Below are 23332 nucleotides of genomic sequence, written 5' to 3'. Positions count from 1 at the left end.
ACAGGCAGGAAACAATCAACCCTAAGCCTGCGTCGCGCCAGTCTTGCCTGCTTCTATCACGAAGCGCTTGAGCGTGGAGACGGTTGCAGCAGGGTTGAGTACGTCGGAAACGATCTGGAAACGGGTCAGCATTTGTTGTTCGCTGAGCTCCACTGACACATAGCCGCGTTGACGACTGTCAAAAAACTTTATGTGCGGATTAAGTCCGAGAATAGAGTTGAAAGCGTCAAACGGAGGTCCGCTGGAGGTGACCGAAGTGCCGACGAATTCGGTGGCGACGATCCTGGAGTCCGGGTTGTTGGCGTCGGCGTGCAGGTCGGTGGTCCAGAATGAGTGGATATCTCCGCCCCAGAACACCGGGTTACGAGTCTTGTGACGTTCCAGAGACGCGAGCATTCGCTCCCGTGTCGCGATGTAGCCATCCCAGCCGTCGGTCCAGCGTCCCAGTGCCTGCGTATCCGGGTTGCGTTGCGTCAGGGGGGCGACCAGCAAGTCCTGCGCGATGACGTTCCATTGCCCTGCAGAGCGGGCAAAACTGTGGTCCAGCCAGGCTTCCTGTTCCCATCCAAGCATGGTGCGTTTCGGATCGCGCAGGTCCGGGCAGTCATTACTTACGACACGACCTCTATGGCTGCCGTTGGCCTGGATGCAAGGCTGTTCGGAGCGGTACTGGCGACCGTCCAGTACGTGAAAGCGCGCCAGACGCCCGTAGTCGATATGACGGTAAATACGCATGTCGGCGCCTTTTGGCAGGCTGCTGGCGCGCAAGGGCATGTGTTCGTAAAACGCCTGATAGGCAGCGGCCCTACGACGCAGGAAGCTCTCTGTCGAGACGTTGGGATCCTGCGACCATTGGGCTGCGTAGTCATTTTGTACTTCGTGATCATCCCAGGTCGCAACGCTCGTGGCGCAGGCATGCAGCGCCTGCAGATCCGGGTCGGTCTTGTATTGCGCATAGCGGTTTCGATAACCGGCCAGATCCATCGGCTCGGACGTGACATGGTGCCGTGGAAGGCTGTTTTTTTGCGGGGATATCCCGGATTCGTAGATGTAGTCACCCAGGAAAAACACCAGGTCCGGTCGCTCGTCGGCCAGATGTCTGTAGGCGCTGAAGTAGCCGGCCTCCCAGTGTGAGCAGGAGACGAATCCAAATCGGGCCGTCGGCATGGCGGACAATGGCGGTAACGTACAGGCCTGGCCTGTCGTGCTTTGTGCGCCAAGGCTTTCGAACTGATACCAATAAGGACGTCCTGGCTGCAAACCGCTCACTTCCACATGCACCGAATGCGCAAAGCGCGGCTGGGCCATGGTCTGTCCGGTGCGTACCACCTGGGTCATCGCTGCATCGCTGGCGACTTTCCAACGTACCGCCACCGGTTTGTCCAGACCGCCGTCACCCATGGCCGTCGTCACTTGTGGTGCCAGGCGGGTCCAGATCACGAAGCCGTCCGGCAGCGGGTCTCCGGACGCCACGCCCAGAGTGAATGGATAATCAACACCTGCACTGCGAGCAAACGGGCTGAGGATTGACAGCAGGACAGCGCCGGATACACCCGTAATGATGCGACGACGATCCGGATCGAAATCAGTCATGACGCGGCTCCAGCGATTCATATTGCGAACGCAACAGCCCGAAAAGCAGCATGTCCTTGAACACGCCGTTTTTCAGGAACACTTCCTTCATCTGGCCTTCATAAGCCAATCCGCATGCCTGTAACACTTTGGCGCTGGCCAGGTTGTCGCTGAAGCACTGACCCGCGATGCGATTGAGGTTCATGACGTTGAATCCATGGTCCAGCAAACCTTGCGCGGCTTCACGCATGTAGCCTTTGTTGCGGTAGGGAGCACCGGTCCAGTAGCCCAGCCAGGCGCTGCGATGTGGCATGGCCAGCCGCATGGAGACGACACCGATCAACTCTTCGGTTCCCAGATGTACCCCCAGACATAACGCCTTGTGATTGGCGAATTGCTCAGCGCCTTCTGCGATGAAGGCGGTGGCATGTGCAAGCGTGTAAGGGGAGGGCAACATGCCGGTCATGGCGGCAATCACAGGATCATCGGCCAGATGTGCCAGCGTTGTCGCCTGTTCGGGTCTAAGCGGGGCGAGCAACAGGCGCGAGGTCTGAATACTGGGCAGCTCGGAGCTCATCTGAAGAATCCGTCGAAGGGAACGCCCGAATGTGCAGCGCTTGCATGTCGATTTCGTGACAGGCGCAAGAACCCTTCAAGTGTCACGAAAACTGCGATTCAGAGCCATGCAATGGTCATCAAAAACTAACCGATCGGACATATTCCGTTGCTAGATTCTCGGCCTCTGACAGAGGCGGAAGACAGCATGAGAACGTGGGACGAACCCAAGAAGCGCAAGGCACACATCGAGCTGATCCCGATGATCGACGTGATGATGTTCCTGTTGGTGTTTTTCGTGCTGGTGAGCCTGAACGTCATCCCGGCATTGGGGATGAAGACTCAGCTACCCAGTGCCAGCAGTTCTCAACAGCTCAAACCGCAGAACAAGTCGATTCTCACCCTGGGCCTCAATGGCGAGCTGCAGCTCGATGGCAAAGCCACAACGGTTGACGCCCTTGTGCCCGCCTTGAAAGCACTGGAAAAGCCCGACACCAAAACCACCATCATCGTTAACAGCGACAAGGGCGTTGAAGTGGCGCGGCTGGTCGAGATCATGGATACCCTGCGCCTGGGTGGCTTTACGTCCGTCTCCATCGCCACGCGTAAATCCTGATATGTATGTCCTGTTTCGCATACGGCAATGGCTCGGCGGTCTGCCTGCATTGCTGGCCCTCATCGCAATCGTGATGGGAATGCAGACCCGGCCATTGAAAATGGACCCGGTTTACGACGAGTCGGCTGTGGAGCTGGCACTGGTCGAGCCAGAGCCGCCTGCGCCGGAGCCAGTCATCCCGCCAGAGCCTCAGCCGGTTGAGCCGGTTCAGCCTGATGAACCGCCACCGCCACCCGTGCCTGTGGTTGATAGCGAAGAGGCCGAGCCGCCGCCTCCGCCGCCAAAACCGGTGCCTAAACCCGAGCCGAAACCGAAGCCAGAACCCAAGCCTCGACCCAAACCTGCTCCAGCAGTGGCCAAGCCCGCTGAGCCGGTTCCTGCGCCTCGTCAGCCTGTGGTCAGCGCGCCTGTTGCTCCGGTTGCGCCTCCCGCGCCACCGGCACCGCCCAAAGTCGACACGCAGGGGCTGGAGGGCGGCTACCTCAAGGGATTACGCAACGAGCTGGACGGCTACAAACAGTACCCCACCGGACGCCAGGCATCGCTGGAGCGTCCGAGTGGCGAGGTGATCGTCTGGCTGCTGGTTGACCGTCAGGGGCGAGTGCTGGACTCCGGAATTCAGAGTCAGGCCTCCAGCATGCTGCTGAACCGAGCGGCGACCAGCAGTCTTCGACGCATCAAACAGGTCAAGCCATTTCCCGAGCAAGCCTTCGGCGGACGCAGCGAGCAGCGCTTCACCGCTACCTTCAACTACAGCGTGCAGTAGTACTGACAAGGAACAACGTGATGAGGTTTTCCAGAATTCACCTTGCTTTGGTCGCCGCCGGCATGAGCCACGGTATGGTCATGGCTGACACCAGCAGCGACGTCGGCACCATCGGCGTGCAAGGCAAGGCAACTTCAGGCGGCGGTTACATGGTCCAGGAGGACAGTATCAAGGCGCGCTCCACGGTGACCAAGGAAGCGCTCGACAAGCAGACTGCGACAGGCAATGCGATCGACAAGCTCAAATACACCCCTGGCCTGAACATCTCCAGCGAAGACGCCACGGGCCTGTCCGGTTTCCGTTTCACCATGCGCGGTCTCAACTCCGATCAGGTCGGCATGTCGGTCGACGGCATGCCGATCAATGACTCCGGCAACTACGCGCTGTATTCCAACCTGCTGGGCGACCCGGAAAACATCGACCAGATTTTCGTCACCCAAGGCTCTGCCGAGAGTGACGGTCCGCACATCGGTTCCAGTGGCGGCAATATAGGCATTGTGACGATTCGACCTACCAAGGAAACCGGAGCGTTCGTCAAACAGGTGGCAGGCAGCAATGGCACCTATAAGACCTTCGCCAGACTGAATACCGGTGAGGTCAACGGGCTGAGCAACTGGCTTTCGCTGTCGCACACCGAAGGCGAGAAGTGGCGTGGCGACGGCGCAGTGCGTGCCGACAAGGTTGAATGGAACAGCTTTTTCGACATGGGTTCAGGCAACACCGCCAACCTGATCCTCAAGTACCACGAGCAGGACAACAACAGTTACAGCCAGCTCACCAAGGGCCAGTTTCAGCAAGGCGGACGCAAGTTCGATCCGTACCCGTCCACGCCGGCCTTGGGCAGCAACGGCAAACTGTCCAGCTATTACGAGTTGGCGCAGAACCCGTTCCAGACGTTCACCGGTGTGCTCAATACCCAATTCAAGCTCGCCGACAACCTGTCGCTGTCGGTCATTCCGTATTATTTCTGGGGCAATGGCAGCGGCGTAGCAAGCTCATCCTTCCCGCTCAATCGTGGCTCCAACCAGGGGGGCGTGTTCGACCTGAGCAACCTGCCGACGGCCGCCGCTTACAACGCAGACGGTTCGTCGACTACTGGCGTTTACTACCGGCCGTCACGTACACAAACCTGGCGTCCGGGCATCACCACCAAGCTGAACTGGGATGTCAACGACGAGCATAGTGTGCAGGTCGGCTATTGGTATGAGCGCGCGCGTCAGTTGCAGACCCAGCCATTCATTCGCTTGAAGAGCAACGGCAAACCGCAGAGCATCTGGCCTGATTCGGACTACGTGGTCGATGCCAACGGCAACGAGGTTCAGGGTCGTGACCGTTACACCGTGACGCCCGCGCAGAAAGTCTGGGCGCAGGACACCTGGTACTTCGCTCCGGACTGGACCCTGATTGGCGGTCTGGCGTACATGAATGTCGAGCGCGAAGGGGATAACCACGGCAGCCTGACAGAACGTCCCGAAAAACGTGACCAGACCTACAACAAGCTGTTGCCCAACGTCGGCCTCAAGTACCAACTGGATGAGCGCGATCAGTTGTTCTACAGCCTGTCGCGCAACATGCGGGTGCCGCAGAACTATGTGCTTTACGACCAGGGCGCAGGCTCGATCAACAGCAAGCCGGAAACCAGCTGGAACCATGAGCTGGGCTGGCGCTTTACCGATCAGGACATGACGCTGGCGGCGACCCTGTTCTACATGCAGTTCAAGGATCGGCAAGTGTCATCCAAAGACATCAACGGTGATTTTGCAGACATCAACGCCGGTGCAGTGGACAACAGCGGTCTGGAACTGGAGTGGAGCGGTCTGCTGCCCCATCACTTCAATTACTACACCTCTTACACCTACACCCGCGCCAAACAGAAAGATGACCTGACGGTGTTCAATAACGGCGCAGCCATCGAGCTGCCGACCAGCGGCAAGCAGTTCGCCAACGTGCCGAAGAACATGCTGGCGGCCAACATCGGTTATGACGACGGCAGTTACTACGGCACTTTCGGCGGCAAGCTCACCAGCAAGCTTTATGGTGATCTGACCAACGACGAAAGCATTCCCGGGCGCGCCATCTTCAACCTTGGCGCCGGTATCTACCTGCCCGTGGACAAGAAAATCGTCAAGGACGCGACCTTGCGCCTGAACGTCGACAACCTGTTCGACAAGGAATACCTGGACGGCGTGTACACCACCAAGACCAACGCGGCGACCTACAGCGGTTTCCGCGATGGCGACCCGGCTTACATCGTCGGTGTCGAGCGTACGGTTACCGTCTCTCTCGAAGCCAACTTTTAACTGTCACTGATCCGAGGTCTGCGTCATGGATATGAATCAGCTTCACGACATCACGTTTTATGTGATGTACGCCGCTATCGCGATAGCGATTTTCGTCGCCATCGAGCGAGGTATCTACTTTGCCTATGTACGCCGTCAGGCTCGCGATCTGCGGGCGGCGCTCAGCACATCCGTGCACGGTGAAAAAGACTTGCCCGAAGCGCTGACGCGCAGGCCCGGTCTGCCGCTGGAAATGGTCCTTCCGGTTCTGGCGCAGAAAAGTGCGCAGGGGTCTCGCAGGGATCTGGATGATGTCATCGAAACCCAGTACCTGAGCACCCGTGCACCGCTGTCCCGCAGCCTGTGGCTCATTGAAACCATTACCACGGCGGCCCCATTGCTGGGGCTTCTGGGAACCATTCTGGGGATCATCGACACGTTCAAGGCTCTGGCCAGCGCCGGTGTGTCGGACCCTGGGCAGATTTCTGCCGGTATCGGTACGGCCCTTTACGCAACAGGTCTGGGCATTGCCATTGCGCTTTTCTGCGTGGTCTTTCACAACTTCTTCCAGAACAGCCTTGAGCGCATCAACGATCAGCTCAAAATCCTGCTGATCCGTGCCTCCAGTGGTGCGCGGGTTCAGGACGAAACGGTGCATCCGGTCACTGCAGCCCCATTGAACTTCCGGACGGCCTGATCGGCACCCGACGCATGTCTGTGACGCGCGTCGGTGCATCTGGTCTCTGCGACGAGATTCCCATGGTTTCCAATCTTTCGTTTAGCTGTATGCCTCTGCGTCAGTTCGGTCTGACTGTTGCGTTCTGGTTAATGAGTTCGGTTGCTCATGCCGGGTTTGCTATCCAGGGCTTCGAGCTGGTCCATACCGTTCCGGTCGGCACCGATCTTCAGACCCCCGATCTGCGAGCGCCCGGCGAAGTCTGGCGCGAGCTGTTCGATGGTGCCCGGGAGCGCATCGACATCGAGCAGTTCTATGTTGCCGATCACGCTGGCTCAGTCATGGATAAGGTGATTGAAAGCCTTGGCGCTGCCGGTCAGCGTGGGGTGCAGATACGCTTTCTTCTCGAGGAGAAAGGTCTGAAGCTTTCAGATCCAAATACGCTTGAGCGGTTGCGCAGCATTCCAAACCTCACGCTGCAGGTTCTGCCGTACGCCAAGCTGACCGGTAGCGGCATCATCCACGCCAAATTTTTTGTCGTGGACGGCCAACAGGCGTTCATAGGCAGCCAAAACTTCGACTGGCGCTCGCTCGAACACATTCATGAAACCGGTCTGCGAATAGATGAGCCGGGTGTAGTGCGGCAGGTGCAGGCCATATTCGATCAGGACTGGCGCGCCCAGGCGGCTCTCGCCGAAGGTAAGCCTGCGCCGATACCAGAACCGGGACCCGCTGCCTCGGCTGTCGGCAATTATCTGGTTGCCAGCCCGCAACGCTACAACCCGCCGGGGGTCATCGATTCGCAGGTCGAGCTTCCGCGTCTGCTGGCAGCAGCAAGGCGAGAGGTGCGTGTGCAACTGCTGGACTACGCGCCCTTGTCATACGGGCCGGACAAGGCTCGGCCGTATTACGCTGTGATCGACAACGCTATCCGCAGCGCTGCAGCGCGAGGCGTCTCGATCAAACTGATGGTTTCGGACTGGAACACCGGCATGCCGGAGGTCGCGTACCTGAAGAGTCTGGCACTGGTGCCGAACGTGCAGGTACGAGTCGTGACGCTGCCGGTCGCCGCGCAAGGCTTCATTCCCTATGCGAGGGTGATCCACAGCAAGACCATGGACATTGATGATCAGGTCGCCTGGGTGGGAACCAGTAACTGGCTCGGCGGCTATCTCGATAACTCGCGAAATCTGGAAGTGGTGATGCACGACAGCAGCATGGCCAGCAGGATAGGCGCGTTGCACCGTCAGCTATGGGACAGCCCTTACGCCAGTCCTCTGGAGATAGGTCGCGACTACCCTGAGCCGCATCCCGGCCAGCCGTGAAGTCATGCAACGTGGGAAGTACGGCAAAAAAGCGTCTGGCATTCGCTCAATGGGCGGGTGCCAGACGCTCAGTCATCAATTCCCTTCCAGCAACGTACGCAACATCCACGCAGCCTTTTCATGCACCTGCATCCGCTGTGTCAGCAGGTCGGCGGTGGGTTCGTCGCTGACTTTCTCCAATAGCGGAAACAGACCGCGTGCGGTGCGGACCACGGCTTCCTGACCTTCCACCAACTGCCTGATCATCTCGGCAGCATCAGGCACGCCCGGTTCTTCCTTGATCGACGACAAACGAGCGTAGGTCGAATAGGTGCCTGGAGCCGGAAAGCCCAGTGCGCGGATACGTTCGGCGATGGAATCCACTGCGGTCGCCAGTTCGGTGTACTGCTCTTCGAACAGCAGGTGCAGGGTGCGGAACATCGGACCTGTGACGTTCCAGTGGAAGTTGTGGGTTTTCAGGTACAGCACATAGGTGTCGGAAAGCAGGTGTGACAGGCCGTCGACGATCTGTTGGCGGTCCTGCTCGTTGATGCCGATTTCAATACGCATATCAGTCCTCAAAGGTCGGATGTATTCAAAAGTTGGGTTCATTCTAGAAAGTGCGGATCGTCAGCGGAAATCACCGTTGGCAATGGCAATCATCTACACAACCTATGAGATGAAGGATTCGTATAACTGTCCATCAGGCTCTAGGTCACAGCGCCCGCCTGGGCCACAATGGCGTTTTTTCAACTCAAGCCTGATGCGGCTGTACAAGGATTCGCGCTGATGACGTTCTCTTTCAAACCCTGGCACCGGCGCCTGGCGCTGGTCCTGCCGCTGGCGGTGATGCTGGCTGCGTGTGACAAGTCCGACAAGCCGACCACTGCGCCGAAACCGCCTCATACCACGTATGCTCAGGCCGGTTGGGAAGCGCTGCCCGCAGTGTCCGATGCTGATCTGCAGGCCGGTTTCACTTCATGGCGTAGCGCGTGCACCCGCTTGAAAGCCGACGCCGTCTGGGGGCCGACCTGTGCGGCCGCAGCCGGTCTGGAGCCTGCGCCGAGTGCCGAGCAGATCCAGACATTTCTGCACGACCAGTTGCAGGTCTACAGCCTGCGGGCTGACAACGGCAGCGCTGACGGTTTGATTACGGGTTATTACGAGCCCGTCTATCCCGGCAGCCTGACTCAGACTGAGGCGGCGAACGTGCCGGTGTATGGCGTACCGGATGATTTGATCGTGGTCAATCTGGACAGTGTCTATCCCGAACTCAAGGGCAAGCGCCTGCGCGGTCGTCTGGAAGGCCGGGTGCTCAAGCCTTATGACGATGCCGCCACCATTGGCGCCAAGGGCCTGAATGCGCCGGTTGTCGCCTGGCTGACTGATCCGATGGACCTGCAGTTTCTGCAGATCCAGGGCTCGGGACGTGTGCGTCTGGACGATGGCTCGCAAGTACGTCTGGCTTACGCCGATCAGAACGGTCGGCCGTATCGGGCCATTGGACGCTGGCTGGTCGAGCAGGGCCAATTGAAGAAGGAAGAGGTCACCATGGGCGCCATCTCCGGTTGGGCCAAGGCCAATCCTCAGCGCGTTCCCGAGCTGCTGGCGAGTAACCCCAGTTATGTGTTCTTCGGCCGTAATCCTGACAGCAACGAAGGCCCGCGCGGTTCGCTCAACGTGCCGCTGACGGCTGGCTACAGTGTGGCGATCGACCGCAAGGTCATTCCACTGGGCAGCCTGTTGTGGCTGTCGACCACTCGACCTGACGGCAGCAGCATCGTGCGGCCGGTGGCGGCTCAGGACACCGGCGGCGCCATCGCTGGCGAAGTGCGCGCCGACCTGTTTTGGGGAACGGGTGAAGAAGCCGGCAAGCTGGCCGGTGACATGAAGCAGAAGGGCAATATCTGGCTGCTGTGGCCGAAGAACATGCCGCTGCCGGTTACTGAGTGAGGTTTGCTGGATAAGAGAGAGGCACGTGTCTCCGACATCACGCTGTCGCGCAGCTGATATCGGACTGTGGGAGGCGCCACCACGTCTTCGACGTAGCGCTGTCGCGCAGCAAACTTGGTGGGAGCGGACTTGTCCGCGAAAAGGCCTGTACATCCGACGAATATTCATCGGCTGAACTACAGCATTCGCGGACAAACGGAACGCCGCCCGGTCCGCTCCCACAAAATCCAGTTTCTTCAGTAGGTTGCAGGTTGTTTGATAAGAGTCGGCGCAGTCGCTGTTTGCTGTCAGACCGCGCCTGCCTTCGTCAGGTCGTGATTCGACCCAAACGTGCATCCACTGCAAAATCCAGGTCCCGCGCGGTCGCCACGACGGTTGCGAACGCCGGATGCCGCACGTTGAGCAGGTAGTTGGATTCACGCGGAATGATCACGCTGGGCACTGCCAGCGCCAGGCTGTCGTTGGAGGCCAGCCAGGCATCGCCGAACGACGCGGTAGCGGGTGGCGCCGGTTCCTCGCGCCAGTCGGGCGGCAGGGTGTCGATGCGCGCATTGAGGATGTGTTCTTCAGCGATCTGCAGTTCAAGCATTGCGTAATGTTGCGCCACTGCGGCATTGCCCAAGTGAACCAGTACTTCCAGCAACGCCAGTGATTCGCTGCCCGCGCAATACACGCAGGCACTGCCCTTGCTGTTCCAGCGCCCTCCATAGAGTTTTGCGCCTTCGCCGTCGAATGCCTGGGCCAGCCATTTACGCTTGACCAGACGATAGACAGAAATCAAGCCATGACCCCGTGTTCCAAGCGACCGATCAGGTCGAGCACGGCCTGTGCTTCGGCAGACGTTGCGAGCATTTCCAGAGGGCGACGATTGCCCAGTCCATGGACCGGGTTGGCCAGCCAGAGGCGAGTGGCTTCGGTATCGTCCTCGAACAGATCCAGCGTCGCCTTGTATACAGCCGCTAGGCGAAACAGACGATCACTTTCTTCTGAATTGAACTGACGCACCTTCAACCGACGTTGCAACGTCGCAGGCGCAATGCCCAGATGCTCGGCCAGGGTCGAGCGGTTGAGGTCGGTGTATTGCGCCAGACGTTCGAAGATTTCATAGGGCAGTCCATTGCGCAGCGCCGTGTACAGGCTGTCGCCGCGCGGCGGAATGCCCAGCTTTTGCCAGAAATCCTGCTTCTGGATCATTGCCGGATGATAGTCGCGTATGGCGAGAGACATGATTCACCTCTACTATCGAATGATTATTTGTAAATCTATCATTTGATCATAGGACCATTCCGGCCGAAGTGACAGGCATCCAGAAAAAAATACTGGCGGCAGGCCAATCCTGATAACGATTGTACGTGACGGCTTATGAAACTCTTCTAGTATGACAACGTGTCACGTCGAGATGTGGCGGGAGTGATGTCTATATGATATCTATCATGACATAAGTCTTGCAGCCAGTTGATCTGTAGTCGTTTTAGCCCTGTTGCCGTACCCATGCTATCTGCCTCTGGCAGCCTGATTTTTTGCAGTGAGAACTACACGATGTCCACTCTTGCGCTATTGATATGCGACGACTCCAACATGGCGCGAAAGCAGTTGATGCGGGCCTTGCCTGCCGACTGGGATGTGTCGGTGACCATGGCGACTCAAGGGCAGGAGGGCCTGGAGGCGATCCGCAGCGGGTTGGGCAAGGTCGTGCTGCTGGACCTGACCATGCCGGTCATGGACGGTTATCAGACCCTGGCGGCGATTCGTGAAGAGCACCTGGACGCCAAGGTCATCGTGGTCTCCGGGGACGTGCAGGATGAGGCCGTACGCCGTGTCATGGAACTGGGCGCGCTGGCCTTCCTGAAAAAGCCGGCTGACCCGGACGAACTCAAAAGCACGCTCGAACGCCTTGGCCTGCTGGGCAAACCTTCGGCGCTGCCTGCCGCTGTTGCCGCGCAGCACACGGCGGGGCAGGGCGTCATCAGTTTTCAGGATGCATTCCGCGAAACCGTCAACGTCGCGATGGGCCGAGCCGCTGCATTGCTGGCCAAGGTGCTGGGTGTGTTTGTGCAGTTGCCGGTGCCGAACGTGAACATGCTCGAAGTGGGCGAGTTGCACATGGCGCTCGCCGATGCGCACAGTGATCAGCGCCTGACTGCAGTCTGTCAGGGCTACATCGGTGGCGGCATCGCCGGCGAAGCGCTGTTGATCTTCCACGACTCGGAAATTTCCGGCGTGTCGAAGCTGATGGGCGGCAACTCGCCCGATTCTTCCGACATGGAAATGCTGCTGGACCTGTCCACCATTCTGATCGGTGCCTGCCTGAGCGGGATTGCCGAGCAGATCGATATCGCCTTCTCGCAGGGCCATCCGCAATTGCTGGGTGCCCAGGGCGGCATCGACGAGTTGATCCGCATCAACAGCCAGCGCTGGAAAAAGACTCTGGCGGTGGAGATCAGCTACAGCGTCGAAGGCCACAACATTCATTTTGATCTGCTGATGCTGTTCACCGAAGACTCGGTCGATCTGCTGACCAAAAAACTTGCCTACCTGATGAGCTGACCCCCATGAGCAACGCTATCGAAATCAACGAGCTGCATTGGTTGCTGGCCGTCACGCAAAACATCGACGTGGGCATCGTGGTGCTCGACCTGAACTATCAGGTGTCGGTCTGGAACACCTTCATGGAGAACCGTTCGGGCGTGGTGCCTTACGTGGCCATCGGCAAGACCTTCTTCGAACTGTTCCCCGACGTAAACCAGCCATGGTTCAGCAAGAAAATCGACAACGTCGTGACGCTGGGCACGCCAGCCTTCACGATCTGGGAGCAGCGGCCTTATCTGGTGCGCTTCAAGAACTACCAGCCCATCACCGGGCAGGAAGAGTTCATGTACCAGAACACCACCCTGTTCCCGCTGCGCTCGACCACGGGCGAAATCAGCCATGTGTGTCTGGTGATCTACGACGTCACCGACGTAGCCACCAACCGTCATCAGTTGCAGGCGGTCAATGCTCAGTTGCAGAAGCTGTCTGGCGACCAGGGCTGAGGCTGTGTTCTTGCGAAAAGGCCTGCGTTCACCCATGAACGCGGCACCTTGCTCGTGCTAGGATCGCCATTTTTCCGCTGACGCTCAGGGACATCATGCGATCTCAAGCCACTCTCACTGTTTTGCCTGTCGAGCGCCCGCTGGTCGGGCGTGTCAGCCCGCCCGGTTCCAAGTCCATCACCAACCGCGCCCTGCTGCTGGCAGGTCTGGCCAAAGGCACCAGCCGCCTGACCGGCGCGCTGAAAAGTGACGACACCCGCGTGATGTCCGAAGCCCTGCGTCTGATGGGCGTGCAGGTCGATGAACCGGATGACAGCACCTTCGTGGTCACCAGTTCAGGTCACTGGCAGGCGCCGCAGCAGGCGCTGTTCCTGGGCAACGCCGGAACCGCGACGCGCTTTCTGACCGCAGCGCTGGCCAATTTCGAAGGCGACTTCGTGGTTGATGGCGACGAGTACATGCGCAAGCGCCCGATCGGCCCGCTGGTCGAAGCCTTGCAGCGCATGGGCGTTGAAGTCAGCGCTCCTACCGGCTGCCCGCCGGTCGCCATCAAGGGCAAGGGCGGTCTGGCCGCCGGGCGCATCGAGATCGACGGCAATCTGTCCAGCCAATATGTGTCGGCGTTGCTGATGGCCGGTGCCTGCGGCAAGGGGCCGCTGGAAGTCGCCCTGACCGGCAGCGAGATCGGCGCACGCGGTTACGTCGACCTGACCCTCGCGGCGATGCAGGCGTTCGGTGCCGAGGTTCAGGCCATTGGCGACGCCGCCTGGAAAGTCTCGGCGACCGGCTACCGCGCCACGGATTTCCACATCGAGCCGGACGCGTCCGCTGCGACCTACCTGTGGGCCGCTCAGGCGCTGACTCAGGGCAATATCGATCTGGGTGTCGCCACCGACGCATTCACTCAGCCTGACGCACTGGCCAGCCACATCATCGCCAGTTTCCCGAATATGCCGGCGGTGATCGACGGCTCGCAGATGCAGGACGCCATCCCGACCCTGGCCGTGCTGGCCGCGTTTAATAATCAGCCTGTGCGTTTCGTCGGCATTGCCAACTTGCGTGTGAAAGAGTGCGACCGCATTTCGGCGCTGTCCCACGGCCTGTGCGCGATTGCGCCGGGGCTGGCGGTCGAGGAGGGCGATGATCTGGTGGTAAACGCCAATCCGGCACTGGAGGGCACGACGGTCGACGCCTTGATCGACACCCACGCCGACCATCGCATTGCGATGTGCTTTGCGTTGGCGGGTCTGAAGATCGCCGGTATCCGCATTCTGGATCCGGACTGTGTCGGCAAGACGTACCCAGGCTACTGGGACGCGCTGGCCTCGCTGGGTGTCGGCATTCAGCGCTGACAGGTGCGTTGCAGCCGTTCGGTCAGATGCCGATGAACGGCTGCATGATGCGCGCAAACAGGCCGTGAAAGCGCAGCGGCGAATCGGTGGCCAGCAGGCAGATGCATTCTCCATCGGCGACAGGCTGGTGATGGACGTCACTGTCCAGATCGGCAATGTCGCCTGCCTTGAAATCGCCCATTTCGTCGCGGAATGAACCCCTGAGGACCATGGTCATTTCACTGCCGCTGTGACTGTGCATCGGCATGCTGACGCCGGGCGCGCTTTTGAGCAGCATGAGGGTGCCCTGCGCGATACCTTCGGCCCGCACGCGCTGCACGCCGGGTGCGAGCGTTTTCCACTTCAACTGACTCAGGTACTGGCCGAAATGCGCCTGCAGGCACGCGGGCATCAAGTCGGGGTCTTCATTGGAGGCCAGCAATGGGTTGATCGCCGGGCTCTGGCGCGAAGCCGGCTCATTCAGCCTTTCAAGCATCGCGGCGCGTCCACGCAACGGCACCACGGTGCTGCTGTGCTGCTGCATCAGCACGCCGCCGATCTGTTCGGCCTCCCTCAACCTTGCCCGGCAGACCGGACAACGCTCCAGATGCGCGGCCGTGACCAGCGCGATGCTTTGTGCCAGCGCGCCCGCGGCGTAGCTGATCAATGTCGAATCATCCGGGTGTCTTAAGCTGTTCATCAGGACTCCTCGATCCGGGAGCGCAGCTTCTGGAAAGCCAGCCGCAGGCAGGACTTAACGGTGCCCAGCGGCATGCCGAGACGTTCGGAGATTTCGCGATGGCTGAGCGCCTCGAAATAAGACATGCGTAGCACCTTGGCTTGATCAGTCGGCAGGTTCTGTATGGCCGAAGCCAGTTGTTGCTCCTGACGCTGGCTGTAATCGAGCGTTCGGTCCTGTGGTGCTTCCAGGCGTTCAAGTTGTTCCAGCGAATTCTGTACCTGCACCCAGCCGCGGTCCTTGCGCACGCTGTCGATGTACAGGTTGCGCGCGATCCGGAACAGCCAGGTGCCCAGACTCGCCTTGCTCGGGTCAAACGTATCGGCCTTGTGCCACAACCTGAGCAGCACCTCCTGCACCAGCTCCTCGGCCTGACCTTCCGGCACATTCAGTCCCGTGAGATAGCGCAACAACCGCGGCGCGAAGTGATCGTAAATGCGCATGAAGCTATCGCGGTCCTGCTGGCGGGCCACGGCATTGACTTCATTGATCCAAAGTCGGGTTATCGGCGAATCGCTGGATGGGGTGGACAAGTGACAGAAGGTCCTGAGACTGGCAGTTATGCTCATGATCCACCTTCTGATCGTCGTTGTCTGGTTTTGGTTCGGTATGCCTGTGTGTTACGCAGGCGAAGCGGGAACGGATCACAGGGGAAAGAAGGTGGATTGAACGGACTTTTATCAGGGCTGGCGGGGCAGATAGCGTTATCTGCGGTGAATGGTGTACTAGGCGACCCAGTCGTTTACGCGCAAGCGTTATACAGGCTGCCCTCGCTCTTTCATGAAGTCGTCGCTGACATTGTCATCCTCAAACCACTTGTCCCAATTTTCACTCACAGGCGAAATTACGCGTGATCTGCCTACCGCGACAATATCGACTCGCCTCACGTCATCTGGCAAAGCAAGTGACTCGGGCAGAAGCACTGCTTGGCCTTGTTCGGACCTGATTACCTTTGATTGTTCCATGGAAGTATCTGCAGGATGTACGAAGCGTTATTTCAGTGTGATTTTTGGGTACATGTCAAATTTTGCACCGTTGAACCTCGGGTTTTCGTCAGCTCCTGTCATTTCCTACAGTAGAAACCGACGATGCAGGCTGATACACCGGTAGCTGAACATCATCACGTTCACGGAGCCGATCATGCCTCTCACTGCCGAGCGGTTTTTATCAGGTCTGGTTTGTCTGGCCACAGTTGTTTTGATCTGCGTGGGCACAACCCTGCTCATCGTGCCCGAGCGGGCTGAGGCTGAACCGGAGAATCAGGTCACTTGCGTGAACGGCGTGCACATCGCCAAGTGGTCTCCGGGCCTGACCAATACCCGTAAGCCGGTTGATATCACCACCAAAAGCTACTGGGGGCCTTGTGAGTCGCCTTCCTCTACCCTGAGTTTCAGCGCCTCGGCCGAGCAGAGATTTCAGGCGGATTTGTCCTGCCCGCGGCTGCGCAATCTGGCTTCGCCCATCACATGGGTGATCAATTGGGACGACCGGACGACCAGTACTTACGTGTTCAACACGGCGCTTCAGGAGGTAGAGGGTAAGGGCTCGGTAGTCGTAGGGACCGGATACATCGTGGACGGCCGCTACCAGGGGGCCAGGGCTGTGACTGTCTTCGTGCTGGGAGACATCGATTCAATGATCGACGGCGACTGTGCCAGCCCCGCCGGTCTTGTCAGGATGAGTGGCCGGTCGGTGCTGGTCATAGAATGAATCGACAGGCTAAAGCGCCCGATAAAGCAGGCTGAACCCCAGCGTCATGGATTCTCCACGCTGCAACAGCTTCAACCCCGGATGCCCCGGCAGGTGGTGGGCGTTGACCGGGTGGCTGACCGGTTCGAAGCAGAAGAAGTCCAGCCCCGGCGGGCAGAAGATCAGAAAGTATTCGCTGCCGCTGGCCTCACAGTGCAGCTCGTAGCCCAAGTCGGGCTGGCGGATGACGCTGCGGCCATCCCATTCGGTGAAACCGTTGTCCAGCTTCACGTGCGGCAGGCCGTTGCCGTTTCGGAAATTCCATTCGTCGGGCAGATCCTGCCGCTCGGTGGGCAGGCCTGCCTCGTCGCACAGCCAGACCTGCGAAGCCTTGGCCTGCAGACGTGTCTCGGGCGTGCGCGGCAGGTAAGGGTGCAGGCCGAGTCCGTGCCAGGCCGCGCGGCTGTCCAGATGTGTGGTGCTCAGCTCGATGCTCAACCGGCCGTCGAGCAGCGTGTAGCGGAGTCGTGCCTGATAGGCGAAGGGAATCCGGCTGTCGAGTTGCAGGCAAACATGAGTTTCAGTCTGCTCGACGACGTCCCAGGCTTGTTGCCAGGCGCTGCCGTGAATGGGCAACGCATCGTTGGCGCTGTTGGGCGACAGGGCGAGCCAGCCGTCGGGTGTGTCGAAGCCGCCGCCACCGATCCGGTTCGACCAGGGCGCCAGCGGGTACAGCGCCAGTTTGCGAGGTGTGCCCGCAGCCACGGCTTCGTCGGAGCTGTGGCGCAGCAATGGCTGGCCGCTGCTCAGGACTGTCCAGTTGACGATGCTGCCGCCTGTCTCAGGTGCAAGGGTCAGCCGGGTCAGGCCGTCTTCAAGGGTCAGAACGTTCGCGGGCATGGTGCGGAGCCTCTTCTGTAGTGACGGATTTCGGCGGTGAAGGCGGTGTGGCGCGGCGCCAGGTCAGCAGGACGATACCACTGACGACGATCAACCCACCGATGACCTGACCGCTGCTGAGCAGTTGATCCAGAATCAGCCAGCCAAACAGCAGGCTCGCCACCGGTTCGATGTTCATGACCGGCGCATTGCGGGCGATGTCCAGGCGCGCCATGCAGATGAACAGCAGCGAAAAACCGACGCCGTACAGCAACACCAGACTGGCCAGCGCGGTCCAGCCGATGCGGCTGGTCGGCAGGTCCACGCCGCCGGGCAGCAGACCGCTGGCACCGGCCACGGCGGCAGCGATGAACACCACGACCATGGTCAGCATGCTGCGCACGGTGCCGCGCATGCTGGACAGCTTGTTGTCGGTGATCCACAGCGCGAAGGCAAACACCACCGCCGCGGTAAAGGCGTAGGCAATGCCTTCCAGCCACTGGGGCTCGCTGCTGCCGGGGTTGGACAAACGGTGCGGCACACCGAGCGCCAGAACCAGACCGAACAGAATCACGCCCATCAAGGCCGCCGCGCGGCGCGTCGGGGCTGAACCGCCCAGCGCCCAGGTCAGCAGCGCCAGCAGGATGGGTGAGACGTTGACCACCAGCAGAGCCAGTGCGACCGGAATCCGGGCCACGGCCGAGTAGATGCAGAAACTCTGGGTCGCGATCAGCAAGCCCAGCAGCAGTTGCCAGCGCCAGGTGCTGGCGGGCAGGTTGAGCCGTTCGCGTTGCAGTAGTACCAGACTGACCAGCACCAGCAGGGTGACACCGGAGCGACACAGAATCGCCAGCAGCAGGCCGGTGTCATGGTCGAAGGAAATGCGTGCGGCAATGTGATTGCCGGCAAACGAGCAGGCCAGCAGCGCCAGTATCAGGACGGCGATGTGGCGGGGAAACAGGGCAGGGGCGGACATGCGGGACCAGCCTCCTTGGCTGGAAAAAGCAGCGCTGTCATGACCCTCGCGAACAAGAGCTCGCGAGGGCTGACAGTCAGTCACGAGGATTCAGAGCACAGCGCCTGGCAGCCACAGCGAGATAGCCGGGATGTAAGTCACCAGCATCAGCACCATGAACAGTGCGGCGTAGAACGGCAGCAGGGCTTTCACAGTCGCTTCGATGGTGACTTTACCCACCGCCGCGCCCACGAACAGCACTGCACCCACCGGCGGCGTGATCAGGCCGATACCCAGGTTGACCAGCATGATCATGCCGAAGTGAACCGGATCGACGCCGACACTGGCGACCACTGGCAGCAGAATCGGGGTGAGGATCAGGATCAGCGGTGCCATGTCCATGATGGTGCCGAGCAGCAGCAACATCACGTTGATGCACATCAGAATCACGTAACGGTTATCCGACAGCGTCAGGAACGCTGTAGTGATCTTCATCGGGATTTCCATCAGCGTCAGGATGTAACCGAAGCTGGCGGCGAAACCGATCAGGATCATCACGATGGAAATGGTCCGTGCCGCCCGGTGCATCAGCTTGGGCAGGTCGCGCCATTTGTAGTCGCGGTAGATGAACATGGTCACGAAGAACGACCAGACCACGGCGATGGAGGCCGATTCGGTCGCTGTGAACACGCCCGACAGGATCCCGCCCAGAATGATGACCAGCGCCATCATGCCCCACAGTGCTTCACCGGCGATTTTCAGCGCCTGACGCATCGGGATCACTTCGCCTTTCGGGTAGTTGCGCTTGCGGGCGAAGATCATGCACAGGCCCATCATCACCGCGCTGAGCAACAGGCCCGGCATGATCCCGGCCATGAACAGCGAGGCGATTGACACCGTGCCGCCAGCGGCCAGCGAGTAGAGCACCGAGTTGTGGCTGGGTGGCGTCAGCAGGGCTTGCACCGAGCCGCTCACCGTTACGGCGGTCGAGAAGTCACGAGGGTAACCGTTGCGTTCCATTTCCGGGATCAGCACCGAGCCCACCGAAGCGGTGTCGGCCACGGACGAGCCGGAGATGGCGCCGAAGAAGGTCGAGGCCACGATGTTGACCAGTGACAGCCCGCCGCGCACGAAACCCACCAGCACCCCGGCAAAGGCCACCAGCCGTCGTGACATGCCGCCTTCGGCCATGATGGCACCGGCCAGTACAAAGAACGGAATCGCCAGCAGCGAAAATTTGTTCACGCCGCCCGCGATCTGAATCATCAGGGCATCGGCGGGGATCTCGATCCACCAGGCACCAATCAACGCCGACAAGCCCAGCGCGTAGGCCACGGGCATGCCGATCAGGATCAGTGCGATAAAGCTGCCCAACAGTACTAATGCGTCCATTTATGCGGCACCTTCGCTTTCTTCAATGACGTCGAACCGCATGACGGAGCGGTGACTCTGGTCACCCAGGAACATCCTTTCCAGCACGAAAATCAGGGTCACGATGCCGCCGATGGGAATCGGCAGATAAGAGATGCCTACCCGCAGGGACGGGATTTCACCCAGAAACTGATTCCAGGTGGTGGCGCACAGCTTGAAGCCCTTGACGATCATGAATAGCGCAACGATGGCCATCAGGATCTGCACGATCACTGTTGCCACTTTGCGAACCTGCAACGGCATGCGGTCGACCGCCATGGCCACGGCCATGTGTGCGCCAGCGCGATAACTGGCTGCAGCGCCGAAGAAGGTGAACACCACCATCAGCAGAATGGCGACCGGCTCTGGCCAGCTGGAGCCGCTGCCCAGCACGTAACGGGCGAAGATGCCCCAGGGAATGATCAGGGTCATGATCAGGACCGACAGACCCGCGATCCCGATACAGACCCGGTAAAGCGTGTCGTTGATGCGCAATAACGTATTTTTCATGGAGGCTCACCACAGCGGCGGCGAACGAGCTCTCGCTCGCCCTCGCGGCGTTATCGGACTGTCTTATTGGGCAGCTTGAGTTTTTGCCATCAGCGCAGGATCGGTCTGGACTGCTTCGATACGGCTGATCAGATCCTTGTATGGCGCGCCGTATTTGTCACGCACGGCCTGGGTTGCGTCGTAGAACGCCTTTTTCTGCTCGGCAGTCAGGGTGATGAATTCCACACCCGCGGCCTTGAGCTTGGCTTCATCGGCAGCCGATGCAGCGTCCCACAGCTTGCGCTCTTCCATCTGCGCTTCGCGCGCCAGTTTCTTCACCAGGGTTTGTTGCTCGGGCGTGAGCTTGGTCCAGGTGGTTTTCGACATCACCACGGGCTCAGGCAGGATCAGGTGCTCGGTCATGGTGTAGAACTTGGCGTTCTGATAGTGGTTGTGCTGGAAGTAGGTCGGCGGGTTGTTTTCCGCACCGTCGATCACGCCAGTCTGCAGGGCGCTGAAAATCTCGCCGGTGGCCATGGCGATACCGTTGCCGCCCATGTCGTTGATGGTGTCGATGAACACCGGGTTGCCCTGTACGCGAATCTTCATGCCCTTGAGGTCGGCGATGCTGCGTACCGGCTTCTTGGTGTACAGGTTGCGCGTGCCGCCATCCATCCAGGCCAGCGCGACCATGTTGAAGTTCGAGTTGGTGATCTTGTCGAGCATTTCCTGACCGATTTCGCCATCGATGATGGTGCGCATGTGCGCCTGGTCACGGAACACGAACGGCAGGTTGAACGCGTTGACGTCCGGTACCACCGGGCCGACGATGCCGAGGCTCACGCGGGTCATCTGGATGGCGCCGGACTGTACCTGCTCGACGACTTCCTTCTCCGAGCCCAGCACGCCGCCGGCAAACATCTTGAAGCTGATCTCGCCCTTGGTTTCTTCCTGCAGTTTTTTGCCCATGTTCTGCTCGGCCACGACCGGCGGATAGCCGGCGGGGTGCACTTCGGCGAACTTGATTTTTACTTCAGCCTGCGCGATGCCAGACATGCAGAACGCGAGCGGAAGTGCAGCGATGAGAAGTGTGCGTTTGAAGTCCATGGATATCTCCGATTTTCTTGTTTTTGGTCGGTGCTATTGGGTTCAGTGCTGTTGCTTCAATGTTGTGGCTCAGTGTGTGGATCAATCCCGGAAAACAGGCTCCTCCAGGCCTTTGACGCCGGGCCGTAGAGCGAACACACCACCGGCGAGTGGTTGATCGCTCAGATCGCCGCCAGGGCGGATAGACGTCACGAACAGGGTGTCCATGTCCGGGCCGCCGAATGCGCACATGGCGGGTTTTTTCACGGGCACGACCAGTGACTGATCAAGCTTGCCCTGTGGTGTGAAACGATGGATCAGACCGGCGTCATTGCCGCAGATCCAGTAGCAGCCATCGGCGTCGATGGCTGCACCATCCGGGCGACCCAGATAGTGGTTCATGTCCACGAACAGGCGGCGGTTGTGCGGGGTGCCGCTGTCGGTGTCGTAATCGAAGGCCCAGATCTTTTGCACGCTGGGGTGCGAGTCGGACAGGTACATCGTTTTGCCGTCCGGGCTGAACGCCAGGCCGTTGGGCACGATGAAGTCTTTCAGCACCGGTTCCAGCGTCTGTTGCCCTGCGCTGTAGCGATACATCGCGCCGACCACGGCACCGGCACTCATGTCCATGAACATGGTGCCTGCCCAGAAGCGTCCCTGACGGTCGCAACGACCATCGTTGAAACGCATGCCGGGTTGTGCGTGCGTGACCTCGAGCAGAGGCGTGGCGGTCAGGTTTTCACCGTCGCCGGGCTGCAGGTGGAACAGGCCGCTTTCCATGCCTGCCACCCAGCCACCTTTGTCATCGGCCGCGATGCAGGCCAGCATCTGCGGGGCTTTCCAGTGGCGAGTGCTGCCATCGCGTGCACTCCAGCGATGCAGGTGGCCTGCCGGGATATCGACCCAGTACAGCGCCTGATCGCGGGCACTCCAGACAGGGCTCTCACCCGTAGCGTTTTGCGCATCCAGAATCAGTTCGGCATCCATGGCGGCTCGTGTCTCCAGGCTGTTCAGGTTGTAAATGAGCGATGTTTACTCGTCGCCGAACGGCCCGGAGGCCACGAAGGCGCCGCCCTGATAGACCATGGCCGGATCGGCGGCGGCTGGCATCGGCTGGGCTTCAACCTTGTCGCGAAACACTTCCGAACTGTCCTTGGGAACATAGCCCAGCTGGCTGGCCAGGCGGTTGTTCCACCAGACGGTCTTGTTGTCCGATACGCCGTACACCACGGTATGGCCGACATTGGGCGTGTACAGGGAGCGTTCGAGCAGTTGGGTCAGGTCATCGAAGCTGAGCCAGGTGCTCATCATTCTGCGGTTCTGCGGTTCCGGGAACGAGGAGCCGATGCGGATGCTGACGGTTTCGATGCCGTAGCGATCGAAGTAGAAGCTGGCCATGTCTTCGCCGTAGGATTTGGACAGGCCGTAGTAACTGTCCGGGCGGCGCGGGGAATGGGCGTCGATGGTTTCGTCCTGCTTGTAGAAACCGATGACGTGGTTGGAGCTGGCGAAGATCACGCGCTTCACGCCGTGACGGCGGGCGGCTTCGTAGATGTGAAATACGCCGCAGATGTTTGCGCCGAGGATTTCCTCGAACGGCCGCTCTACGGAAACGCCACCGAAATGCAGAATGGCATCAACGCCTTCGACCAACTGATGAACGGCGTTCTTGTCAGAGAGGTCGCAGACCTGGACCTCTTCATGGCTGCCAGCCGCGGGCGCCATTTCGGCGATGTCGGACAGCCGGAGAATGTTCGCGTAGGGACGCAGCGTTTCGCGCAATACCTTGCCCAGGCCGCCTGCCGCGCCTGTCAGCAGGAGGCGATTGAAGGGAGTCTGCGTAGTGTGAGCCGATGCCATGAGGAAGTTTCCTGATTGTTATTTTTTGTCATCTGTTGTCGTATGACTTGCCGGATTATCGGCAGCCCTCGCGCTGCTTGTCAACGCGCCCAAAGTATTAAGTGGCCGGTGGGTGAACCGCCGTCTGGACTCTTGCGCATG

The 23332-nt window shown here is 59.8% G+C and carries 25 protein-coding genes; 10 read left to right on the top strand and 15 right to left on the bottom strand.

The genetic code is table 11. The annotated features are described in order from the left end of the window. Positions 1 to 21: 21 nt before the first annotated feature. Both CFBP1590_RS22885 and CFBP1590_RS22880 read right to left on the bottom strand, forming a co-directional pair. Positions 22 to 1593 carry an alkaline phosphatase D family protein gene (locus tag CFBP1590_RS22885; RefSeq protein ID WP_088235981.1) on the bottom strand — a complete coding sequence of 524 codons (1572 nt, stop codon included), beginning with the start codon at positions 1591 to 1593 and terminating at the stop codon, positions 22 to 24. Next, positions 1586 to 2149, bottom strand: coding sequence for a GNAT family N-acetyltransferase (locus tag CFBP1590_RS22880; protein WP_029242039.1), 564 nt, complete (start codon positions 2147 to 2149; stop codon positions 1586 to 1588). Before CFBP1590_RS22880 ends, CFBP1590_RS22885 begins: the two co-directional genes overlap by 8 nt. 186 nt (positions 2150 to 2335) lie before the next feature. On the opposite strand from CFBP1590_RS22880, the gene CFBP1590_RS22875 reads away from it, so the two are divergent. The 5 genes from CFBP1590_RS22875 to CFBP1590_RS22855 all read left to right on the top strand — a co-directional run bounded on the left by CFBP1590_RS22875 (position 2336) and on the right by CFBP1590_RS22855 (position 7789). Next, positions 2336 to 2743, top strand: coding sequence for an ExbD/TolR family protein (locus CFBP1590_RS22875; protein ID WP_003380333.1), 408 nt, complete (start codon positions 2336 to 2338; stop codon positions 2741 to 2743). A gap of 1 nt (position 2744) precedes the next feature. Beyond that, positions 2745 to 3509 carry an energy transducer TonB family protein gene (locus CFBP1590_RS22870; RefSeq protein WP_088235980.1) on the top strand — a complete coding sequence of 255 codons (765 nt, stop codon included), beginning with the start codon at positions 2745 to 2747 and terminating at the stop codon, positions 3507 to 3509. Positions 3510 to 3529: 20 nt separating this feature from the next. Then, entirely contained in the window at positions 3530 to 5809 is a 2280-nt protein-coding gene (locus tag CFBP1590_RS22865; protein WP_029242041.1) for a TonB-dependent receptor, read from the top strand. Positions 5810 to 5834: 25 nt separating this feature from the next. Continuing rightward, positions 5835 to 6485, top strand: a complete 651-nt coding sequence (locus CFBP1590_RS22860; RefSeq protein WP_088235979.1) for a MotA/TolQ/ExbB proton channel family protein — start codon at positions 5835 to 5837, stop codon at positions 6483 to 6485. Positions 6486 to 6574: 89 nt separating this feature from the next. Further along, positions 6575 to 7789 (top strand): phospholipase D-like domain-containing protein, encoded by a 1215-nt coding sequence (locus CFBP1590_RS22855; RefSeq protein ID WP_231991880.1) that lies wholly within the window; start codon positions 6575 to 6577, stop codon positions 7787 to 7789. Positions 7790 to 7864: 75 nt separating this feature from the next. Here the strand turns inward: CFBP1590_RS22855 and CFBP1590_RS22850 are convergent, their stop codons facing one another. After that, positions 7865 to 8338, bottom strand: a complete 474-nt coding sequence (locus CFBP1590_RS22850) for a Dps family protein (protein ID WP_004883263.1) — start codon at positions 8336 to 8338, stop codon at positions 7865 to 7867. Between the two features lie 219 nt (positions 8339 to 8557). Between CFBP1590_RS22850 and mltA the strand changes: the two genes are divergently transcribed. After that, on the top strand, positions 8558 to 9721 hold the full coding sequence (gene mltA / locus CFBP1590_RS22845; RefSeq protein WP_004883264.1) for a murein transglycosylase A: 1164 nt from the start codon (positions 8558 to 8560) through the stop codon (positions 9719 to 9721). A gap of 307 nt (positions 9722 to 10028) precedes the next feature. Here the strand turns inward: mltA and CFBP1590_RS22840 are convergent, their stop codons facing one another. Continuing rightward, on the bottom strand, positions 10029 to 10502 hold the full coding sequence (locus tag CFBP1590_RS22840; protein WP_029242045.1) for an RES family NAD+ phosphorylase: 474 nt from the start codon (positions 10500 to 10502) through the stop codon (positions 10029 to 10031). Further along, the gene (parS, locus tag CFBP1590_RS22835) at positions 10499 to 10948 is read right to left on the bottom strand and encodes a type II RES/Xre toxin-antitoxin system antitoxin (RefSeq protein WP_029242046.1); all 450 of its coding nucleotides are present in this window, start codon (positions 10946 to 10948) and stop codon (positions 10499 to 10501) included. Before parS ends, CFBP1590_RS22840 begins: the two co-directional genes overlap by 4 nt. A 312-nt stretch (positions 10949 to 11260) precedes the next feature. On the opposite strand from parS, the gene CFBP1590_RS22830 reads away from it, so the two are divergent. From CFBP1590_RS22830 to aroA, 3 genes are all read left to right on the top strand, one after another. Beyond that, positions 11261 to 12268 carry a response regulator gene (locus tag CFBP1590_RS22830; RefSeq protein WP_029242047.1) on the top strand — a complete coding sequence of 336 codons (1008 nt, stop codon included), beginning with the start codon at positions 11261 to 11263 and terminating at the stop codon, positions 12266 to 12268. A 5-nt stretch (positions 12269 to 12273) separates the two neighbouring features. Further along, a complete protein-coding gene (locus tag CFBP1590_RS22825) occupies positions 12274 to 12753 on the top strand; it encodes a PAS domain-containing protein (protein ID WP_025994242.1) in 480 nt (159 codons plus the stop codon). A gap of 95 nt (positions 12754 to 12848) precedes the next feature. Next, entirely contained in the window at positions 12849 to 14105 is a 1257-nt protein-coding gene (aroA, locus tag CFBP1590_RS22820; protein ID WP_029242048.1) for a 3-phosphoshikimate 1-carboxyvinyltransferase, read from the top strand. A 22-nt stretch (positions 14106 to 14127) separates the two neighbouring features. On the opposite strand, the gene CFBP1590_RS22815 is transcribed toward aroA, so the two are convergent. The 3 genes from CFBP1590_RS22815 to vapB all read right to left on the bottom strand — a co-directional run bounded on the left by CFBP1590_RS22815 (position 14128) and on the right by vapB (position 15788). Continuing rightward, positions 14128 to 14784 carry a ChrR family anti-sigma-E factor gene (locus CFBP1590_RS22815; RefSeq protein ID WP_029242049.1) on the bottom strand — a complete coding sequence of 219 codons (657 nt, stop codon included), beginning with the start codon at positions 14782 to 14784 and terminating at the stop codon, positions 14128 to 14130. After that, positions 14784 to 15296: a sigma-70 family RNA polymerase sigma factor gene (locus CFBP1590_RS22810; protein ID WP_025994245.1), complete on the bottom strand. Its 513-nt coding sequence runs from the start codon at positions 15294 to 15296 to the stop codon at positions 14784 to 14786. The genes CFBP1590_RS22815 and CFBP1590_RS22810 overlap by 1 nt, the downstream gene beginning before the upstream one ends. Positions 15297 to 15578: 282 nt before the next feature. Then, positions 15579 to 15788, bottom strand: coding sequence for a type II toxin-antitoxin system VapB family antitoxin (gene vapB, locus CFBP1590_RS22805; protein ID WP_029242050.1), 210 nt, complete (start codon positions 15786 to 15788; stop codon positions 15579 to 15581). Between the two features lie 175 nt (positions 15789 to 15963). On the opposite strand from vapB, the gene CFBP1590_RS22800 reads away from it, so the two are divergent. Next, the gene (locus tag CFBP1590_RS22800) at positions 15964 to 16533 is read left to right on the top strand and encodes a hypothetical protein (RefSeq protein ID WP_050575366.1); all 570 of its coding nucleotides are present in this window, start codon (positions 15964 to 15966) and stop codon (positions 16531 to 16533) included. A gap of 9 nt (positions 16534 to 16542) precedes the next feature. Here the strand turns inward: CFBP1590_RS22800 and CFBP1590_RS22795 are convergent, their stop codons facing one another. From CFBP1590_RS22795 to CFBP1590_RS22765, 7 genes are all read right to left on the bottom strand, one after another. Further along, on the bottom strand, positions 16543 to 17412 hold the full coding sequence (locus CFBP1590_RS22795) for an aldose 1-epimerase (protein ID WP_088236458.1): 870 nt from the start codon (positions 17410 to 17412) through the stop codon (positions 16543 to 16545). Then, positions 17387 to 18367 carry an EamA family transporter gene (locus CFBP1590_RS22790; protein ID WP_088235978.1) on the bottom strand — a complete coding sequence of 327 codons (981 nt, stop codon included), beginning with the start codon at positions 18365 to 18367 and terminating at the stop codon, positions 17387 to 17389. The genes CFBP1590_RS22795 and CFBP1590_RS22790 overlap by 26 nt, the downstream gene beginning before the upstream one ends. Positions 18368 to 18457: 90 nt before the next feature. Beyond that, complete coding sequence (locus tag CFBP1590_RS22785) at positions 18458 to 19738, bottom strand: TRAP transporter large permease (RefSeq protein WP_004883289.1); 1281 nt, start codon at positions 19736 to 19738, stop codon at positions 18458 to 18460. Further along, the gene (locus CFBP1590_RS22780) at positions 19739 to 20266 is read right to left on the bottom strand and encodes a TRAP transporter small permease (RefSeq protein ID WP_004883291.1); all 528 of its coding nucleotides are present in this window, start codon (positions 20264 to 20266) and stop codon (positions 19739 to 19741) included. Positions 20267 to 20329: 63 nt separating this feature from the next. Further along, positions 20330 to 21352 (bottom strand): TRAP transporter substrate-binding protein, encoded by a 1023-nt coding sequence (locus CFBP1590_RS22775; RefSeq protein ID WP_004883294.1) that lies wholly within the window; start codon positions 21350 to 21352, stop codon positions 20330 to 20332. Between the two features lie 81 nt (positions 21353 to 21433). Then, positions 21434 to 22318, bottom strand: a complete 885-nt coding sequence (locus CFBP1590_RS22770; RefSeq protein WP_088235977.1) for a glucurono-1,5-lactonase — start codon at positions 22316 to 22318, stop codon at positions 21434 to 21436. Positions 22319 to 22363: 45 nt separating this feature from the next. Continuing rightward, positions 22364 to 23191 (bottom strand): NAD-dependent epimerase/dehydratase family protein, encoded by an 828-nt coding sequence (locus tag CFBP1590_RS22765; RefSeq protein WP_088235976.1) that lies wholly within the window; start codon positions 23189 to 23191, stop codon positions 22364 to 22366. Positions 23192 to 23332: the final 141 nt, after the last annotated feature.

This window comes from Pseudomonas viridiflava, assembly GCF_900184295.1.
Taxonomy (GTDB): domain Bacteria; phylum Pseudomonadota; class Gammaproteobacteria; order Pseudomonadales; family Pseudomonadaceae; genus Aquipseudomonas; species Aquipseudomonas viridiflava.
Note: the sequence above shows the minus strand (reverse complement) of the source record. Positions and strands in the feature narration are given on the sequence as shown.

Bases quoted from the DNA above. Each gene is read 5' to 3' on its own strand.
- CFBP1590_RS22885 (WP_088235981.1), bottom strand. From the start codon at position 1,593: ATGACTGATTTCGATCCGGATCGTCGTCGCATCATTACGGGTGTATCC.
- CFBP1590_RS22880 (WP_029242039.1), bottom strand. From the start codon at position 2,149: ATGAGCTCCGAGCTGCCCAGTATTCAGACCTCGCGCCTGTTGCTCGCC.
- CFBP1590_RS22875 (WP_003380333.1), top strand. From the start codon at position 2,336: ATGAGAACGTGGGACGAACCCAAGAAGCGCAAGGCACACATCGAGCTG.
- CFBP1590_RS22870 (WP_088235980.1), top strand. From the start codon at position 2,745: ATGTATGTCCTGTTTCGCATACGGCAATGGCTCGGCGGTCTGCCTGCA.
- CFBP1590_RS22865 (WP_029242041.1), top strand. From the start codon at position 3,530: ATGAGGTTTTCCAGAATTCACCTTGCTTTGGTCGCCGCCGGCATGAGC.
- CFBP1590_RS22860 (WP_088235979.1), top strand. From the start codon at position 5,835: ATGGATATGAATCAGCTTCACGACATCACGTTTTATGTGATGTACGCC.
- CFBP1590_RS22855 (WP_231991880.1), top strand. From the start codon at position 6,575: ATGCCTCTGCGTCAGTTCGGTCTGACTGTTGCGTTCTGGTTAATGAGT.
- CFBP1590_RS22850 (WP_004883263.1), bottom strand. From the start codon at position 8,338: ATGCGTATTGAAATCGGCATCAACGAGCAGGACCGCCAACAGATCGTC.
- mltA (WP_004883264.1), top strand. From the start codon at position 8,558: ATGACGTTCTCTTTCAAACCCTGGCACCGGCGCCTGGCGCTGGTCCTG.
- parS (WP_029242046.1), bottom strand. From the start codon at position 10,948: ATGTCTCTCGCCATACGCGACTATCATCCGGCAATGATCCAGAAGCAG.
- CFBP1590_RS22830 (WP_029242047.1), top strand. From the start codon at position 11,261: ATGTCCACTCTTGCGCTATTGATATGCGACGACTCCAACATGGCGCGA.
- CFBP1590_RS22825 (WP_025994242.1), top strand. From the start codon at position 12,274: ATGAGCAACGCTATCGAAATCAACGAGCTGCATTGGTTGCTGGCCGTC.
- aroA (WP_029242048.1), top strand. From the start codon at position 12,849: ATGCGATCTCAAGCCACTCTCACTGTTTTGCCTGTCGAGCGCCCGCTG.
- CFBP1590_RS22815 (WP_029242049.1), bottom strand. From the start codon at position 14,784: ATGAACAGCTTAAGACACCCGGATGATTCGACATTGATCAGCTACGCC.
- vapB (WP_029242050.1), bottom strand. From the start codon at position 15,788: ATGGAACAATCAAAGGTAATCAGGTCCGAACAAGGCCAAGCAGTGCTT.
- CFBP1590_RS22800 (WP_050575366.1), top strand. From the start codon at position 15,964: ATGCCTCTCACTGCCGAGCGGTTTTTATCAGGTCTGGTTTGTCTGGCC.
- CFBP1590_RS22795 (WP_088236458.1), bottom strand. From the start codon at position 17,412: ATGCCCGCGAACGTTCTGACCCTTGAAGACGGCCTGACCCGGCTGACC.
- CFBP1590_RS22790 (WP_088235978.1), bottom strand. From the start codon at position 18,367: ATGTCCGCCCCTGCCCTGTTTCCCCGCCACATCGCCGTCCTGATACTG.
- CFBP1590_RS22785 (WP_004883289.1), bottom strand. From the start codon at position 19,738: ATGGACGCATTAGTACTGTTGGGCAGCTTTATCGCACTGATCCTGATC.
- CFBP1590_RS22780 (WP_004883291.1), bottom strand. From the start codon at position 20,266: ATGAAAAATACGTTATTGCGCATCAACGACACGCTTTACCGGGTCTGT.
- CFBP1590_RS22775 (WP_004883294.1), bottom strand. From the start codon at position 21,352: ATGGACTTCAAACGCACACTTCTCATCGCTGCACTTCCGCTCGCGTTC.
- CFBP1590_RS22770 (WP_088235977.1), bottom strand. From the start codon at position 22,318: ATGGATGCCGAACTGATTCTGGATGCGCAAAACGCTACGGGTGAGAGC.
- CFBP1590_RS22765 (WP_088235976.1), bottom strand. From the start codon at position 23,191: ATGGCATCGGCTCACACTACGCAGACTCCCTTCAATCGCCTCCTGCTG.